We start from the raw sequence: 14,915 nt of genomic DNA on the forward strand, positions 1-14,915 counted from the left end.
CTCAAGCCCGCAGAGAGGATCTCGGCGAGGGTGTAGGGCTCAAAGCCGGGGAAGCTGAAACCCCCCTCCTCCGGGGAGACGTAACCCCGCTTCCCGGGGGAGACTCCGTCGTGGTGCCGCAAATACGCGACCAAATCCGCGGGGAACTCCACCCCCAGCTCGGCAGCTGCGGCGCTGATGGCCGCCTGCGAGGCGGGCGGGCGAAGGGATGCGAAGGTGCGCGGCGCGTGCGCGGCGAGCCAGGAGTCGATCCGTCGCCAGGACACTTCCAGGAGGTGAACGTGCATCATCCGATCATCACATCTACCTCCGACACCTATGCCTGCTGATCGAGCGGTAATCGGCTACGTGCGGATGTCCTGAGCCACAGCAGATCTCGCTCTCACGATCGCGCGCCCAGCGGCACGAGCGGACGTTCGACGACCGATCTTCCGGCTGGCCGGTGGGGTGCCTAGCGCAGGCGTTCGGGGCGGGCAAGACCGCATATATGTGGGCTCGTCGCACCGTATTGTTCGCTCAACTCTTTCCGGTAGCATCGAGATCATAGATTAGTACGTGCGGGGGGCGGCAAGGCAGGGCAATGCGCTGCGCGACAGCGCGATTCCGTCACATCCGTGCACAAGTCGTTGAGGATCTTCGCGATGGGGATGTCGCTGCGGAACGAGTTGGAACCGTTGCTTACCACGTTATGGCAGGCAGCCGACAGTGCGTGCAGGGGGGAGCAGTTAAGCGATCCGACGAATCCGGCCTACGCGAAATGGGCTGAAGAGTCGCTAACGGCCCTCCACGAGGATCTGTCGAGTCTCGTCGCTCGATTTCGTGGGTACTACTCGTTGGATGGAAATGATCTCGACCCGGTCTCTGGTCAGTTCGCGGGTCCGTCGGATCTATGGGAATCGCCGATGGGTCTGTCCGTATTTTGTTCTGTCGCAAGGGCTGCTGACCGCGTCGATGATGTACAGAAGCTGATCGATATCGGACATTGGGCAGGTGGCGGGGCGGACTCGTATTATCACAATTTCCTGTCACCATTCAAACAAACTGCAGCAACTCATGTCGCGTGTGCGCGAGAAATGGCGATCGGCGCGAAGGCGCTTTCGGATGCGGTCGAGCGGGCCAAGGAATGCGTCGTTTGGATCTGCAAGGATGTGATCAACCGCCTCGGCGGCGGGGGCCATCCGGGGCCGCTTCCCGGTGAAGAACAAGGCGGGTTCAAAGAGCACGCGGGACTCGCCGCGATCCTTGCCGACGCAGTCTCCTTCTTCCGGACGGTGACCATGCCCGAAGGTAAGGTGGTCGATGCGGCCCTGGCCTTGATCGGAACGGGTGGCGGCCTGATCGCCGAATCCAAGACCCCATCGCACGAGCTGCACATCGGCGTCAGCCCAAGCCCGTCGGCACGCGGACTCGTCGTGAATACGGGGGTTTCGCTGGACCGGCTCAACGTGAACATCGCCGAACTCGATGAGAAGGTTGCCAGGGGCCTCGAAACGGATCTCGGCTCGTCGGGGCCGTTCGGCAGTGCGTTCGCCCGGATCCGGAACCCACATCTGGATCCGTCGGCGTTCCGGCAGTTGACGTTCAAGCAGGGAGATCATAGCGACAAAGACGCCGTCGTTGTCGATCTCGTTCAGCTGTACTACGCCGGGTACCACACGCTGCCGCAAGCTGCTCGAGAATACGATAGCGGCAGACGGATCTGCTTCGGCGCGCACATCGACGGTGCTGAGCATCAGTTCCCGAGGGCGGCAGGGAAATACAACGAGGCTCTCGAGACATTTGGCGGACTACTCAGTGCAGTTCGCGATGAACTTACAGAATCCGGAGAAGCGATCGTGGCGGCGGCAAGGGCCTACCGTGATGCCGACGAATGGGAAGCCGAACGGATCCGGAAGCTGGAGAACGAGATCCCGCCGCCGGGAAGCTTCACCGGCGCCGATCACTACACGCCGCCCTCGTGGCTGAGGTTATGAGTCCGAGGTCCGCTGTCGGTATCCCGGCCAGTATCGAAGAGTAGATGAGGGTCGTCGCGGTGCGACCGAGCCGGAGTTGGGGTGCGTCAGGTCGCGTACCCGCCGGCGTTCGGCGGAGACACTCCACGGCCCGGCCGTTCGAGAGTTTCGGCTTGACCTTGTCCCTTGGGGCAGGGTTTACCGTCGAGTCATGCAGATCGGCCAGCTGGCGCGCCTGACCGGCGCAACCCCCAAGGCGATCCGCCGGTACGAGGCGCTGGGACTGGTAACACCGGTCCGAAATCGCAATGGTTATCGGGAGTACGACGAACACCATGTTCGGTCAGTGCGAGAAATCCGCGCCCTCAACCGCCTCGGCATAACGGTGGAAGAGACTCGCCCCTTCCTGGACTGCCTGGCCACCGGCGGCGACCACGTCGACGACTGCCCCGCGTCGCTGGCCGAATACCAACGGGCGATCGACGCCCTGACCATGACGATCACCGATGCGACCGAACGCCGAGATGCGCTGCAACGACGATTGCGTGACGCGGCATACCGACACAGCGAACTCGCCTTACCGGCATCGGAGCTGATCACGCTGCCACCGGATCTGCCGGTGCCGATCGATGACGGGGCCGCATCACACCTGACCGGACAACCCTTGCCACCGGTGGCCTTAGACAGCACCGACGGCACGGTCGTAGACCTTGGCCGCCTCGACAGTGGACGAATAATCCTCTACCTATACCCACTCACCGGCCGCCCGGACACGGACCTGCCAACCGGCTGGAACACAATTCCCGGAGCCCGCGGATGCACCGCGCAGGCGTGCGATTTCCGTGACCATCACGAAGACCTACGCGCTGCGGGAGTGCAACGCGTGTTCGGTCTGTCCAGCCAGCCCACGGCCTACCAGGCAGAAGTTGTTCGCCGCCTGCGTCTTCCCTTCGCGATGTTGTCCGACACCAGCCTTCATCTCGCCGCAGCAGTGGCCGCGCCGACTTTCGAGGTCGACGGCACCGCGCTGTACAAGCGGATGACGTTGATCGTGCGGGATCGGATGATCGAGCATGTCTTCCATCCGGTATTCCCGCCCGACCAACACGCATCCGAAGTCCTCCGCTGGCTGCAATCGAACCCAGCCTGATGTCCTCGTGGTGAAGCGTCTGTCGCGCCAGTCCGGCAACATCCCGAAATCGGCAATATGGGATGTCTTGAGCGACAGCAGATCTCGCTCTCATGACCGCGCGATAAGCGGCATTTCCGGACGTGTCGGTTGTGCGGCTCGGTCGGCGTCTATCTTGGTGGTGATCATGTTCGACCTGCTGTAAGGATTCCTCGTGACCGCAGTATTCGTGAACGGCAACCCCGAGAGCGCAGCGATCTGGGATCCGCTGCTCGCCGTACTGAACCGCACCGATGTGTTGCGCCTGTCTCCGCCCGGGTTCGGCGCACCCATCCCGGCAGGTTTCGACTGCACGGTGGGGGGCTACCGAGACTGGCTGGTCGCAGAGTTGGTGGCGCTCGGTGAGCCGGTCGACCTTGTCGGCCACGATGTAGGCGGCAGCACGGTCGTCGGCGTCGCCATGGCCCGGCCGGACCTGTTGCGAACCTGGGCCAGCGACTCCTTGGGTGTGTTCGACCCCGATTACGTCTGGCACGGACTGGCCCTGGAATGGCAGACATCTGGGGTCGGCGAGAAGTCGATCGCGGACTGGATGGGCGGCACGGCCGACGACCGTGTCGAGCGCATGGTCGCCGTGGGGCTCAGCAGGCAGGTTGCCGCCCGGCTCGCCGCCGCCCAGGGGCCGGAGATGGGCCGCGCCATTCTCGCCTTCTACCGCTCCGCCGCCCAGCCGACCATGGCCGAACTAGGCCGTAACCTCCCCGCCGCAGCCGAATGTCCCGGTCTGGCCATCCTCGGCACCGAGGATCATTTTGTCGGCTCCGAGGAGATGCGTCGCCGGTCTGCGGCCCGCGCGGGTGCTCGTGTCGCTTCCCTCGACGGTCTCGGCCACTACTGGATGGTGCAGGACCCAGCCCGCAGCGCACGAGTACTCACCTCGTTCTGGGCCGAATACGACTGACCAATACGTGGGCTGTAATCGGCAGTAGCGGACGTTCGCGAGATCAACTGTGGGCCACCGACTTGTCCTCGATCGAACGCCCGCACGGCGGCATCACCGGATGTTCGAACCCATCAGTTCTCGTGGTTTGCGGCACGATCGGTGCATGGAGTTCATGCTAGCGGTGTCCGCCCCACCGGACAGTCACCGATTCGCCATCATGATCGAGCCGGAGGCAATGCATTACGAGTTCCCGAAGGAAGGCAAGGTCGTGCTGACCTTCCGCGGACCCGATTCGATGCTGGCCGAACTGTCTCACTATCCGGATGCAGTGATCATCTGGCGGCCAGCAGACACCGAGGTCTGGGCCACGACCTCGGACGGGCGTTGTGAGCAGATCGCTGGCTTCGGCGATAATCCGGCACCTGGTCTCGATACTCGAGGGAAACCGCTGGAGCAACCCGCGAAGCAGCTGCTCGAGCGACTGTTCTACAACGAATCCGGACCGAATGGGCCTTCCCGCTGAGCAACTCGTTTCACGCTCCAGCGGGAGAGCGCCACGAACACACGCCCGTCACAGTCGAAGCCATCCGGTAAGCGCGCTGTCCTCCGCAGAAGTGTGCGTTGGAAGACCCTGTCAGCCAACCAATCCGGGCGATTGGCAACGCGCGCCCAGCGGAAGGAGAGGACGTTTCAAGCCGGAAACAGCCCAGGCGTGCAGCGTTCATTCGATGGCCCTGCCGAGCCAGTGACGAGCCGTGGAATCGAGTGGCATCTCGGCGATGGCGGACACCAACTCGAGGTGTCGTGGCTCGATCCAAACCCCCACCGCCCGCGGCTCCGGATTGCCAGTCACAGCGAAGATTCGAGGGATCAGCTCCTCATCGATCGCCCGTACCTGGCGAGCGATGATCTCGCCGTCGCGGGTTCCATCGACGGTGTATGTACTGGTGACTTCCCAGACGAACGGCGCATCCGACGGTTGAGTCCAGGTATCACATAGGCGGCACCCGAACTCGCCTCGGAAGATCCCATGCCGCAGGCATTTATCGAGCAGATACGCTTTCGGCGCGATGGTCCAGTCCCCGAGCTCGGAGCCGTTCGTTTGGCTGGGGTGAAAGGCCGCGAGCATCCGTGTGAACGCGCCGAGGTTGTTGTCGATCGACGGCGTGTAGTGCAGCTGCTCCCAACCAGTCCGGCGATTCGCTCGGTCGAGAACAACGAGGAAGAAGTCCTGCTCGGCCTGATGGTTATGCGTCCATGGCAGTTCGGCCAGGTCGAATCCGCTGATGCCGGGCGGCCGGGATCAGGACTGAGGGTTTCGTGCGCTGGCTGGACAGGCGACGTTCGGGCATAGGTGCCGGAATACCCGGCGGACGCGTGTTGGCGCGGGTTGTTGTGCGGCAACAGGTCTTCCGTAGTCGGCACTGATCTGCGCAAGACCGCGAGCCAGGCGCAGTTGGTGCAGGCGGCAAGCAGCATCCAGATCCACCGGTCCGAGGTAGCGAGATCGCGAGGTTTCGGGGCGATCCAGCTAACTTTTGCTTTGAGCATGCGGAGGGTGTGCTTGATATCGAACCGGCGCAGGAACGCCTGCCAGAGCATATCGACGGCGCCGGCACCAGGCCTTTGCTCGAATGCCATAGCCACACCGGTTTCGGTATCGCCCCGCTGGGCAAGTGGTCGACAACGACAGCCGGGACCTGTCATAGCCCCGCATCAGCGACGACCCAGATGCCGGAATTACCAGACCGCCACTTACCAGCGGCGACCATTGACAACTCCGGCAGTGACCGGACCGGTCCGGCGACGCACAACACCGCGTCGACAAGTTCAAACACGGCATTGAGGCGTGGGGTCATACAGTGATGCAGCTCCCGTCGGAACGCCGACAGGTCCCTCGAAGCACCGGCAAGGCCGACACCGTGCAGATCATTCAACCGAAGCTTTTGGTCGAGATTCTTTCTGTCGCAAGATGAATAGGCCATGTGGGGCACAAACGCCAGCATGAGACCAGCGGAAAGTCCTCGACGTCGACGCACTCGTGGCGATGTAGGGAACGGAGTGAAGCCTCCGGATCCAACCCCCGCGAGTGAACATCGGGTCTCTTGTAAACTGGACAGCACCTGCGCCAGGCCCTCACGCACAGTCCGGAAACTTCTCCACGGGTCGCGGCCCGGTCAGCGGCGATCGGCAGTCAACTCCGTCAGCCGGGTAGCTTGAGCCACCAGCGATACGCGTCGGCGAGAACTGTTGGCACCCACGGCGCCACGTCGTACTCGGTCATGGTGTCGGGAGCTAGATAGCGGACGGCGTCTATTTCGTTGATATCGAGGGCAAGCCGTCTTCCGCTCAGGGCGCAGGCGTAAACTGTTGTGACATAGGAAACTTCGTCACCGTTCGGGTAGGTGATCCGCCAATCGGTGCCGCCGTAGACACCGACAATGCCCTCGATGGTCGCATCTACGCCGAGTTCTTCGCCGAGTTCGCGGATGATTGATTGTTCCGGTGCTTCGTCGGGCTCGACGGCACCGCCGGGCGGCGCCCACAGCCCGTGCCCGGCATGCCGCGCGCAGAGGATACTTCCGTCGTTGTCGAACACGCATGCGGTGACGCCGGGCATTACCAGTAGATCGTGGCCGACCTTGGTACGTAGTCGGGCGTAGTACGACGAAATGGGCATCACTGCTCCTGAAAGCTCGAAGTACGCGAATGAACCCTTATCAGACCGAGGGTTATCGCCAGGTCGCCGACGACCGCAACGGCTACAAAAACCGGTAAAGTGCGCTCGCTAGTCGCAGCCATGGCGTATCCGAGTGCCGTTGGCAGCGCAGCGTTTCCGAACATAGCGCTGGCCACCGCGAGCGCAGATGTCCGCCGAGGCCTGACAGTGACTTGCGCGATCCAGGCGAGAGCGGACGGGTTGATCGGGCCGATGCAGACACCGGCGATCAGGAATCCGATCGGGGCGAGCGCTGGGACACCGATCAGCACAAGCGAGCCAAGCGACATGGCAAGCGCGACTTGGATGCTGCGCGCAGGCGACCAGCGCGCGGCCACGGCAGGTACGGCAAACCGTCCTGCGGCGAGACCGACCCAGAATAGTGAGTTCAGCATTGAGGCCGAGGAGTCTTCGTACCCCACGGCGCTCAAATATGTTGTCTCCCAACTACTAAGTCCGGTCTCCAGAGCGGGATACAGGAACAACAACAGGCAGAAGAGATGCAGTTGTCGAGGCACGACGACGACCGGCTGCTGTGACCGCGTTTCCGATTCCGATCGTGCGGCGCACGTGTCGGTATGGCGTCGTACCGTGGCGAGAACGACGATCGCTACCACGACCAGACCCCAGGGGGAGCTCCCTTGCAGCGTCATTGCTACAACGGTCGGACCTGCCGCCGCGCCGAGCGCGAATGCGGCGTTAATTAGATTGACCCGGGCCAGTCCTCCGTTCTCGGTGCGGCCAGCCATCTCGGTGTTGATCATCAATGTGAGCGCACCGAAACCAAACCCAGTCACAGCAACAGCGCCGAGTTGCGTTGGCCACGATGGCAGGAAGACAAGCCCGAGGGCGCCGGCAGCAACCATCCCGGTCAGTGGCGCGACCGACAAGTGGCCGATTCGCCGTTCTCCGGCAACAGCGCAGAACAGGGTGCCGCAGAGGGATCCGACGAAGAATGCGCTCAACAGCCATCCGGCAGTGGCAGCGGAGATTCCGTGTTCGACAGCGACGACCCGGATCATCGGACCTAAACTGGCCTGCAGTATGCCGAGTAGCGCGAACAAAATCATGTATCGAACAACGTTCGGCGCGTTCAGGATTCCGCTTGAGTGACGGTCGCGGGCAGGGTAGGCATCCGGTTTGTGGCTCATTTCCGCTCGATCGCAGCTGTCATAGCTGCAGTGACGCGGCGTAGATCGGCTGCGTCATAGCGGTGATCGCAATAGACAACCAAGTGCTGGTCGGCGAAACCGCCGGATGCGTCATCGGAGGGCCGCGGCCAGAGTACTGCGGTGTGTATCCGCTCGGACTGTAACGCATGGTGGATGCGTTTAGTGGTGACAGCGTCATGGAGATCAACTACCACCCCGATCGGTGCGGCATCATCGGAAAGAGAACGGAGGACATCGAACCCAGCATCCCGAAGGGCAATCCTGAGCATGCTGGCATTGCGGTGACGAGTGCGTCTCCAGGTATGAATCGGCAAGGCCGTCAGTAGGGTTGCGCTCACAGCGCTCATCGCCGCAAACGGTGGCTGCTCGATTACTTGCTGGAACGCTGTGCCGGACGGTTTGTCCGGAGGATCACTGATGTCCGGCGACCGGTCCCTGTCGATCTGCATCAGCATGGCCTTGACGCGGTCAGTGACAGCTTCGACGTCCCGCGGGAGTGCAGGTACATGCGGAAGTAGGTCTCGATGTAGGTGACTCCAGACGACTGCGCCGTCCGGGATCGGCAAAGTCTTTCTTAGCGATGCAAACGCATAGTCGGCCGTCGTTTCCTTCGCCCAGTGCGACAGGGGATCGTGGGTATGGTCTTCGACAACCAATCCCTGTATGCCAACGTAATTGGGTCTGGTGCGCAGTCCGAACAGATTCTGCACCAGGACAACATCACTAGCAGTGGCATTAGTAGGCAGAACAGGCGCGGGCGATCGCGGCTCGTCTGTATACATCAGTAGTGGGCATGTAACGACCTCGCGAACGGTGTGGACAACCTCGGGGCAGTAGTAGCTGGGTAGCCAAATCCTGGAGTTCGCGTCCGTTATCTGACGCAGGATGGCAGCCAAGGCGCCACGTCCAGCGATCGACGTGGCGGTTACAATGTCTTGACCGAACAGGGACTCTCCTATGTCCTCTTGTTTCGCGGTCGGGTAGGCGAACGGTGTTGCATACGACCATGATTCGTGAACAGTGTCAGTTGTCATCGGCAAGCCAACCAAGGTTGCAGGCAATCCGGCACAGACGAGATCGAGTGTGTGATCAGGACAGAGTCTGCGTCGTACTGTGCCGGTGGATATTGGCCCGCGGACAGCCATACCGCTCGACATCCGGCATTCACGGCGCCTTCAATATCGTCGCGCCAACTGTCCCCGACGTGCACTATGCTGCGCACCTGCACCCCATGGATCCGCGCGACAGCGCGAAAGATCGATGGATCGGGTTTTGCTACTCCGAGTTCGTACGAGGTGTGCAGCGCGGTGAGGTGGGGTCGGAACGCCTGCCAGACTCGTCGATGGTGCTCAGCGTGCCATGGGTGGGAGTTCGACAGTGTCACGACCGGCGCATGCCGCGACAGAGCGGCAAGGGTTTGTCGTGCAGACGAGAAGATGGCGAACGGCTCTTTGAAACATGCTTCCGGCAAGCTGGATCGGGGGATGCCCAAATCCGCGCATATATGGTCGATAATTCGGGTGTCAGGTGCAGTAGCTGTCAGCAGGTAACGGTCCAGGAGATCACGGACGTCGGCTTCGGGGCGACCGGAAAGTCGGGCCAAGGTTGCTGGGTGGCGTTCACCGAGGCTCTGCCCCAGCGTGTCGCCGACGTCAATGGTGAACAGATCCGGTGCGCTCATAACGGCATCTCTGCGAGGTCGGTCCGTCGGATGAAGCTCTGCACGAAATGACGGCGGCGGTGTTCGTTGATTGCTTTCTGGTTCGGACCGAGCGGCTCTCGACCGTGCGCCCACTGGTATTGGTTGATATACAGACCCTCGCCGGCGGACAGAGGTACCCGTTGGCGGCCTTCGTCCAGGAGCTCTACCATCCGGGTGATCAGTTCCTTCGGTCTACCAGGCGGCATGACCGGTAGCATCTTCCCGCTTACACGTACTCTCCAGGTGCCCACTTCGCTGCGTGTCAACACAGCGAACGGTCTCAGTTCCGGTCCGACGCCGACAATTCCGAAGAATTTGCCTTCCTCGAAGATCGGCTGTTGGAGTTCGATGACCTCGGACTCGGAAAGCTTCGAGACTGCGGTTTGCAGGTTGGCGATAACGTTGGCACCCCCGCCGGCGGGATCCGGCCGAAGGCAGAGCAGGAGCAGACAGTCCGGTGGGTAGGTTGTGTTCACGCCATCGATATGGAGCGGGTTGTTCCCGATCCCATTGGCACGGAACGAATCCGTGTCGAATCGGACGCCAAGCGGTTCCCACAGTCTGATCGATTCCATCATGTGGAATGGGCTACCCAGCAAGGCATTGAAGCAGGCTACACCACGTAAACCGCGTTCCTCGTCGATGTTGATCGGTACCAAATTCCGTACTACGGCGTAGCCCGGTGACTCCAGTAGTCGCTCGACTTGTTTCGCGGCGTCGATAATATCGGGCAGAGTTGCAGCGATCGATCTGATATGTTCCCGAATGGGATTAGTCAGATGTCCGTCCTGCATGAATTCGAATGCCGGGGTGCTATTCACGACCTCGTCCAATTGACAGTGAAAAGCGTTCGATAATTGCACTGATACAACCATCTGCAGAATCCTTATCTCTCTTTTCGTGATATTAGATAGCTTCGCGGCTCGGCAACACAGAAAAGCAAATCCAATGCGGACAGATCAGGAACCCATCCTGGGTACATCTGTCGATACCGCACCGGCCGGAATTCGGCGGTCAGCAAGCGCGGCGACGACTCTGACCGCCAATCTGTTGGATTCAGATAGTTCAGACCGCCGCGACCGGTTAGATATGCGTTGCAGCCGGTCCGATCGCACCACCGTTGCAAGGTCCAACGCTTATCGAACACTTCGTCCTCGCCCTGCAGATCGCTCGCGTAGCGGACCTCGGCGGTAACCGGGCACCCTAGCGCCTCCATCAGCGCAAATGTAGATGTCCAGCCGATCGTCCCGAGGTTCTGATCGGACACTTCACGCAAGGCTGACCACATTGCATCACCCTTCGCCAGAAAAGGACTCCGGCGATAATGCTCGTTGACGATGCGCTCATGACGGCCGAGCCACTCGGCGGTCGTCGGCTTCACCTGGTTGATTGCCCAACCGAGATGACTGTGCACAGGAATCGTCAGCCAGCGAAAGCTGTCTTGAGTCCTTATTCTGTTCCGATTATGCCATTCCCCTTTGACGTACTGGGCATTATCCATGATTACGAAGACATCCGACTGCAATATCTTGTTGATCAGTCCAGGGTAGGGAAGATACGAAGGCTGATGTGCAGATAAAACCCGAAGCGGAGTCATTGTTAGATCAGTTGGCACCTGCGAGCCGGCCCTTCGTGACGGTCACGCCTTTGGCCAAATGAAATGCTTCGAATCGTTGCGATTTGTCCCCTGTGCCGTGCAACGCCTGCAGCGTCCACCATTGTGCCCGCTCCTCTACAACGCCCGGATCCATGAAGAATTTCGTACTTTCCGTCCGGTGCCTGCCAATCGCCTGAAGTTTCTCGGCGAAATAGTCGGTGACATCGACGAACAAATTGGGTTCGAATCGCGTCGAAATCACCGGCGGTTCGGCGTACAGGATGCTGGCACCGGGATGTCTCCGCATTGCCACATTTGTCACAATGTGCGCGATAGTTTCATGATCTTGGTGGCCCACTCTGCGTTCCTGAGGGTAATGGGTAATGACAATATGCGGATCCACCCGCTGCAGAACCTCCTCAACGGCGGCGACCGTCGAAGCGTCATGCGCCACATCACCGTCGGGCAATCCGAGCAACTCAAGCTTCGCCGAGAGGAGGCCCTGGCCCTCGTGTGCTTCGCGAATGCGATCGTGATTAATATCGGCCGTTCGAGACCTGCCTCCGTTCGTCGCGACGACAATGGTCACTTCCGCACCGCTGTCTCGCAGTAGAGCTAAAGTCCCGAAGCAGGTCAGTTCCGCATCGTCTGGGTGTGCAAACACGGCCACTACAGGACTATCGAGCTTCATCGTAAGCATAAAAATTCCCCCAGTATTGATTTGTGGATATAAGGTACAAAAACCGTGCGCATAGAATTAATTCAGATCGCAAAATTGTGCGCCAAGGAGCACTCTCGGTTCGCCCGCTGTCGGGACTTTCGATGATTTCCCAAGCCGACGACACCTCGGCACAACGTGGCACATTTCCGAGGATGCGCGTTTCGTCGATAGCTAGCCGAAACTACATGCATCTCTTCGGCGATAGTTGTCAGAACTTGAGCTACCTCACAAGGCTGACAGTTTGGAGTCCAGTTTGCCGGGATCGGCCCGATAAGTGTGCATGTCTTTCACTCCCCCTTTGTATGAGCAGTCAAGTGAATCGCAGTGCCGCACAATGCGTTTGCCACCAAATGCCTACTGAAGTGATCCCCCTCGCGGCCCTTTCACAATACATGATGTACGTCTGGATGGAAGTAGTTGTCGTTCAAAATCATGGACCAGCATGGCTCGGATTGTTCTCTCCAATGTTGCTGAGCAGTAATACACGGGCGTACCGACATCCCCGGCAAGCGCGCTGCGTTTCGGTCGAAAACAAGTGTTGAGCTCGATCGATCCCATTCATTGTTCCGCTGCGCTGGCGGGCGTGACGGAGGATGAGCTGTAGGAACGCCTTGGCCGCCGCCGTGGGATCCAGATTGCGCGGGCTGCCGGGGCAGACGACGGTGAGGTTGCCTTCGTTGCTCTCGTCGAGGTCGTCGGCCGGGTCGTGACACTTCCCTGCGGGTCATGATCGGCCGGTCACACAGTGATACAGCTCAGCCGGAGCGCCAACAGGTCCCTCGAAGCACCGGCAACGCCGACATCGTGCAAATCCTTCAACTGAAGCCCTTGGTCGAGATTCTTTCTGTTGCAATATGAATCATCAACCAAGGGATTCGTTCAAGATCGTGCGGTGCCACGGCGCGGCCGCGAGAAGCTGTGTCCGACCAGACCCTTAGGTTAAAACTCAAGCTAGTGTGTGTTCCCTTGAACCGACGAGAGGACAGGTATGACGACTCCCCAGGATCTGCAGTCGGATCGCGAACTGATGCTAGCCTCGATCTTCCGCCGGGGTGATGTGCGTGCCCGATCGGTTTCGGATTGATGTTTCGGTCGTAGTTTCTCGGTTGCGGGCAGGGCAGTCGGCCCGCGCAGCGGGCTGACTGCCGGGTTCCACGGGCCCGGGTGGGTTGGTCGTTGGTTTCCTTGGTCGTAGGGACGGTGTCTGGCTGATCAGTCGGGTCGTAGGCGCGTTGCGGCGGTGGTGAGCAGCTCGGTCCAGGGTGCGTGTCGGGCCAGGTGTAGCCGGGTTTTGCGGGCGTGGCGGGCGATGCGCCCAGCTGCGGAGAACAGTCGTAACCGTAGGGTTTTCGGTTCCCAGCGGCGCGCGTCGTGGTCTGCGAAAGCGAGGGTTTGCATCCACGCGGTCAGGTCCATCGCGAGCGCGACGAGCGCGAGCCAGATGCGGTTGGCGTCGAAGCCGTGGAACGGAAGATTGCGCAGGCCAGTATCTTTCGCGTATCTGATGCGGTCTTCGCAGCGGGCCCGCTGACGGTGGCGTAGCTCCAGGTCAGGTAGCTGACCGCGGGTGGTGTTGGTGACGAACGCGGTCAACCGCAACCCGTCGCGGTCGGTGAACCGAAGCTGAGCACCCGGATGTGGCCGCTCTTTTCTGATGACGAGCCGCATGCCCGGCGGCCAACCGGTCAAGTCGGTGATGCCGGTCGCTTCGACGACCCAGGCGCCGTCGCGGGCCTGCCCGTCGGCGTCATAGGCCGGGGTCCAGTCACCGGCGCTCAGGTGGGTGTCGAGGGCGGTGACGATGTCGTCGGTGAGGGTGAATCCGATCGAGTACTGCAGGCGGCGACGGTGACAGTAGTCGAGGAACTCGTGGGTTCCACCGCCGGAATCGGTGCGCACCAACACTTTCCGCCCAACCCGCCATAACGGCCGCCATGGCAGCTGGGCGAGGGCATCGCGCAGGACTTGTTTGTGGTCGGCGGCAGTATTACTACCGGCGTTGCCGGGCCGCAGCATCGGTGCGGCGGGCTCGCCGGTGCCGGCGGAGCCGTGGTCGATGAACGACCACAGCGAGTGAAACCCGAAACCACGCTTGAATGTCGGTGCCGCGTTCTGTTTCTCCGAATGTGCGTCGGTCAGGGTCGCGTCGAGATCGATGATCAACGGATCAGCGATACTGATCCCATGATCGGGGGGCGTTGGTTCCGGCTTTCCACCACGCTTGGGCCCGCGCGTCTGCGCGTGCGGAAGCGATGGCGGCCAACGCTTTCGGCGCGTCGGAGGCGAGCGCGGCGATCGTGCGCGACACAGTCGGATCCGAGGCCACCGAACCGAACAACCCCCGGCTCGGCCCGCAACAGCGCCACATCCGCAGCGCAATCCCCACCGACCGCGAGACACACCGCCAAATCCAGCACGATCTTGCCCGGATCGTGGACAGCCATCGGCTTGCGCCACGGCCCCAAATGTTCCGATAAACCCCTGCTCAATTCGGTTTCCTCGGCGGTACGCAGCAATAGCACCGCACCCGCGTGTGACACCACACCTGCACCGTCACCGTCGATGACCAGCCGCGGATACGGGGAGATAGACTTGCTCACCAGAAGGGTGCTCCAAAACCTCGATCAATTCTTCCTTCGCAAGTCGAATTATCGCAGGTGGGAGCACCTTTCGCCATTTTCTGGCGCAGGTCAGACGTCATTTCAATGACTGGCCGAGGCTAGGCCGCGTCGGCACCGGGCCACATCCGGGCTCGACCCTGAACCGAGACCAGGGCAACCCCTAAACATGGCCCCGAAGCCGCGAACGACCTCGCACGGGAGCCGGTCCTTAGGGCTCTCCTGCACGCGCATCGGCAGCCCAACCCGAGGCCGGCGAAGCAGACGATCCGGTAATCGGCTACTTAACACTGGCGGTAGGACCTGATCCCGGCCAGGATCGGGTCCAGGTGCCCGGTGAGATGCTCGGTAATCGGCTGCCC

14 protein-coding genes and 1 pseudogene are annotated in these 14,915 nt (G+C 61.2%); 4 read left to right on the forward strand and 11 right to left on the reverse strand.

The genetic code is table 11. The features are described from left to right. A partial coding sequence (locus ACIBCN_RS44085) for an SMI1/KNR4 family protein (RefSeq protein WP_396998788.1) occupies positions 1-290 on the reverse strand: 290 nt, incomplete at its 3' end. 351 nt (positions 291-641) lie between these two features. On the opposite strand from ACIBCN_RS44085, the gene ACIBCN_RS44090 reads away from it, so the two are divergent. The 4 genes from ACIBCN_RS44090 to ACIBCN_RS44105 all read left to right on the forward strand — a co-directional run bounded on the left by ACIBCN_RS44090 (position 642) and on the right by ACIBCN_RS44105 (position 4,547). Continuing rightward, complete coding sequence (locus ACIBCN_RS44090) at positions 642-1,973, forward strand: hypothetical protein (RefSeq protein ID WP_396998790.1); 1,332 nt, start codon at positions 642-644, stop codon at positions 1,971-1,973. A 190-nt stretch (positions 1,974-2,163) separates the two neighbouring features. Then, on the forward strand, positions 2,164-3,102 hold the full coding sequence (locus ACIBCN_RS44095) for a MerR family transcriptional regulator (protein WP_396998791.1): 939 nt from the start codon (positions 2,164-2,166) through the stop codon (positions 3,100-3,102). Between the two features lie 193 nt (positions 3,103-3,295). Next, positions 3,296-4,042 (forward strand): alpha/beta fold hydrolase, encoded by a 747-nt coding sequence (locus ACIBCN_RS44100; protein ID WP_396998793.1) that lies wholly within the window; start codon positions 3,296-3,298, stop codon positions 4,040-4,042. Positions 4,043-4,241: 199 nt separating this feature from the next. Further along, positions 4,242-4,547, forward strand: a complete 306-nt coding sequence (locus ACIBCN_RS44105; RefSeq protein ID WP_396998217.1) for a hypothetical protein — start codon at positions 4,242-4,244, stop codon at positions 4,545-4,547. Between the two features lie 198 nt (positions 4,548-4,745). Here the strand turns inward: ACIBCN_RS44105 and ACIBCN_RS44110 are convergent, their stop codons facing one another. From ACIBCN_RS44110 to ACIBCN_RS44155, 10 genes and pseudogenes are all read right to left on the reverse strand, one after another. Next, positions 4,746-5,153, reverse strand: a complete 408-nt coding sequence (locus ACIBCN_RS44110; protein WP_396998794.1) for a hypothetical protein — start codon at positions 5,151-5,153, stop codon at positions 4,746-4,748. 574 nt (positions 5,154-5,727) lie between these two features. Continuing rightward, on the reverse strand, positions 5,728-6,030 hold the full coding sequence (locus ACIBCN_RS44115) for a hypothetical protein (RefSeq protein ID WP_396998796.1): 303 nt from the start codon (positions 6,028-6,030) through the stop codon (positions 5,728-5,730). Between the two features lie 197 nt (positions 6,031-6,227). Further along, positions 6,228-6,704, reverse strand: coding sequence for an NUDIX domain-containing protein (locus ACIBCN_RS44120; protein WP_396998798.1), 477 nt, complete (start codon positions 6,702-6,704; stop codon positions 6,228-6,230). Next, positions 6,704-7,894, reverse strand: a complete 1,191-nt coding sequence (locus ACIBCN_RS44125) for an MFS transporter (protein WP_396998800.1) — start codon at positions 7,892-7,894, stop codon at positions 6,704-6,706. The genes ACIBCN_RS44120 and ACIBCN_RS44125 overlap by 1 nt, the downstream gene beginning before the upstream one ends. After that, the gene (locus tag ACIBCN_RS44130; protein WP_396998802.1) at positions 7,891-8,625 is read right to left on the reverse strand and encodes a hypothetical protein; all 735 of its coding nucleotides are present in this window, start codon (positions 8,623-8,625) and stop codon (positions 7,891-7,893) included. Before ACIBCN_RS44130 ends, ACIBCN_RS44125 begins: the two co-directional genes overlap by 4 nt. Positions 8,626-8,945: 320 nt before the next feature. Further along, positions 8,946-9,596, reverse strand: coding sequence for an HAD family hydrolase (locus ACIBCN_RS44135; protein ID WP_396998804.1), 651 nt, complete (start codon positions 9,594-9,596; stop codon positions 8,946-8,948). Then, a complete protein-coding gene (locus tag ACIBCN_RS44140; RefSeq protein ID WP_396998806.1) occupies positions 9,593-10,492 on the reverse strand; it encodes a TauD/TfdA family dioxygenase in 900 nt (299 codons plus the stop codon). The genes ACIBCN_RS44135 and ACIBCN_RS44140 overlap by 4 nt, the downstream gene beginning before the upstream one ends. An 11-nt stretch (positions 10,493-10,503) precedes the next feature. Then, positions 10,504-11,214, reverse strand: coding sequence for a WbqC family protein (locus ACIBCN_RS44145; RefSeq protein ID WP_396998808.1), 711 nt, complete (start codon positions 11,212-11,214; stop codon positions 10,504-10,506). Between the two features lie 7 nt (positions 11,215-11,221). Further along, positions 11,222-11,905, reverse strand: coding sequence for a PIG-L deacetylase family protein (locus ACIBCN_RS44150; RefSeq protein ID WP_396998810.1), 684 nt, complete (start codon positions 11,903-11,905; stop codon positions 11,222-11,224). A gap of 1,242 nt (positions 11,906-13,147) precedes the next feature. Further along, positions 13,148-14,535: pseudogene (locus ACIBCN_RS44155) on the reverse strand (IS1380 family transposase). Positions 14,536-14,915 lie beyond the last annotated feature (380 nt).

The organism is Nocardia sp. NPDC051052 (genome assembly GCF_044456045.1).
In the GTDB taxonomy this organism is placed as follows: domain Bacteria; phylum Actinomycetota; class Actinomycetes; order Mycobacteriales; family Mycobacteriaceae; genus Nocardia.

Bases quoted from the DNA above. Each gene is read 5' to 3' on its own strand.
- ACIBCN_RS44090 (WP_396998790.1), top strand. From the start codon at position 642: ATGGGGATGTCGCTGCGGAACGAGTTGGAACCGTTGCTTACCACGTTA.
- ACIBCN_RS44095 (WP_396998791.1), top strand. From the start codon at position 2,164: ATGCAGATCGGCCAGCTGGCGCGCCTGACCGGCGCAACCCCCAAGGCG.
- ACIBCN_RS44105 (WP_396998217.1), top strand. From the start codon at position 4,242: ATGATCGAGCCGGAGGCAATGCATTACGAGTTCCCGAAGGAAGGCAAG.
- ACIBCN_RS44110 (WP_396998794.1), bottom strand. From the start codon at position 5,153: ATGCTCGCGGCCTTTCACCCCAGCCAAACGAACGGCTCCGAGCTCGGG.
- ACIBCN_RS44115 (WP_396998796.1), bottom strand. From the start codon at position 6,030: ATGCTGGCGTTTGTGCCCCACATGGCCTATTCATCTTGCGACAGAAAG.
- ACIBCN_RS44120 (WP_396998798.1), bottom strand. From the start codon at position 6,704: ATGCCCATTTCGTCGTACTACGCCCGACTACGTACCAAGGTCGGCCAC.
- ACIBCN_RS44125 (WP_396998800.1), bottom strand. From the start codon at position 7,894: ATGAGCCACAAACCGGATGCCTACCCTGCCCGCGACCGTCACTCAAGC.
- ACIBCN_RS44135 (WP_396998804.1), bottom strand. From the start codon at position 9,596: ATGAGCGCACCGGATCTGTTCACCATTGACGTCGGCGACACGCTGGGG.
- ACIBCN_RS44140 (WP_396998806.1), bottom strand. From the start codon at position 10,492: ATGGTTGTATCAGTGCAATTATCGAACGCTTTTCACTGTCAATTGGAC.
- ACIBCN_RS44145 (WP_396998808.1), bottom strand. From the start codon at position 11,214: ATGACTCCGCTTCGGGTTTTATCTGCACATCAGCCTTCGTATCTTCCC.
- ACIBCN_RS44150 (WP_396998810.1), bottom strand. From the start codon at position 11,905: ATGAAGCTCGATAGTCCTGTAGTGGCCGTGTTTGCACACCCAGACGAT.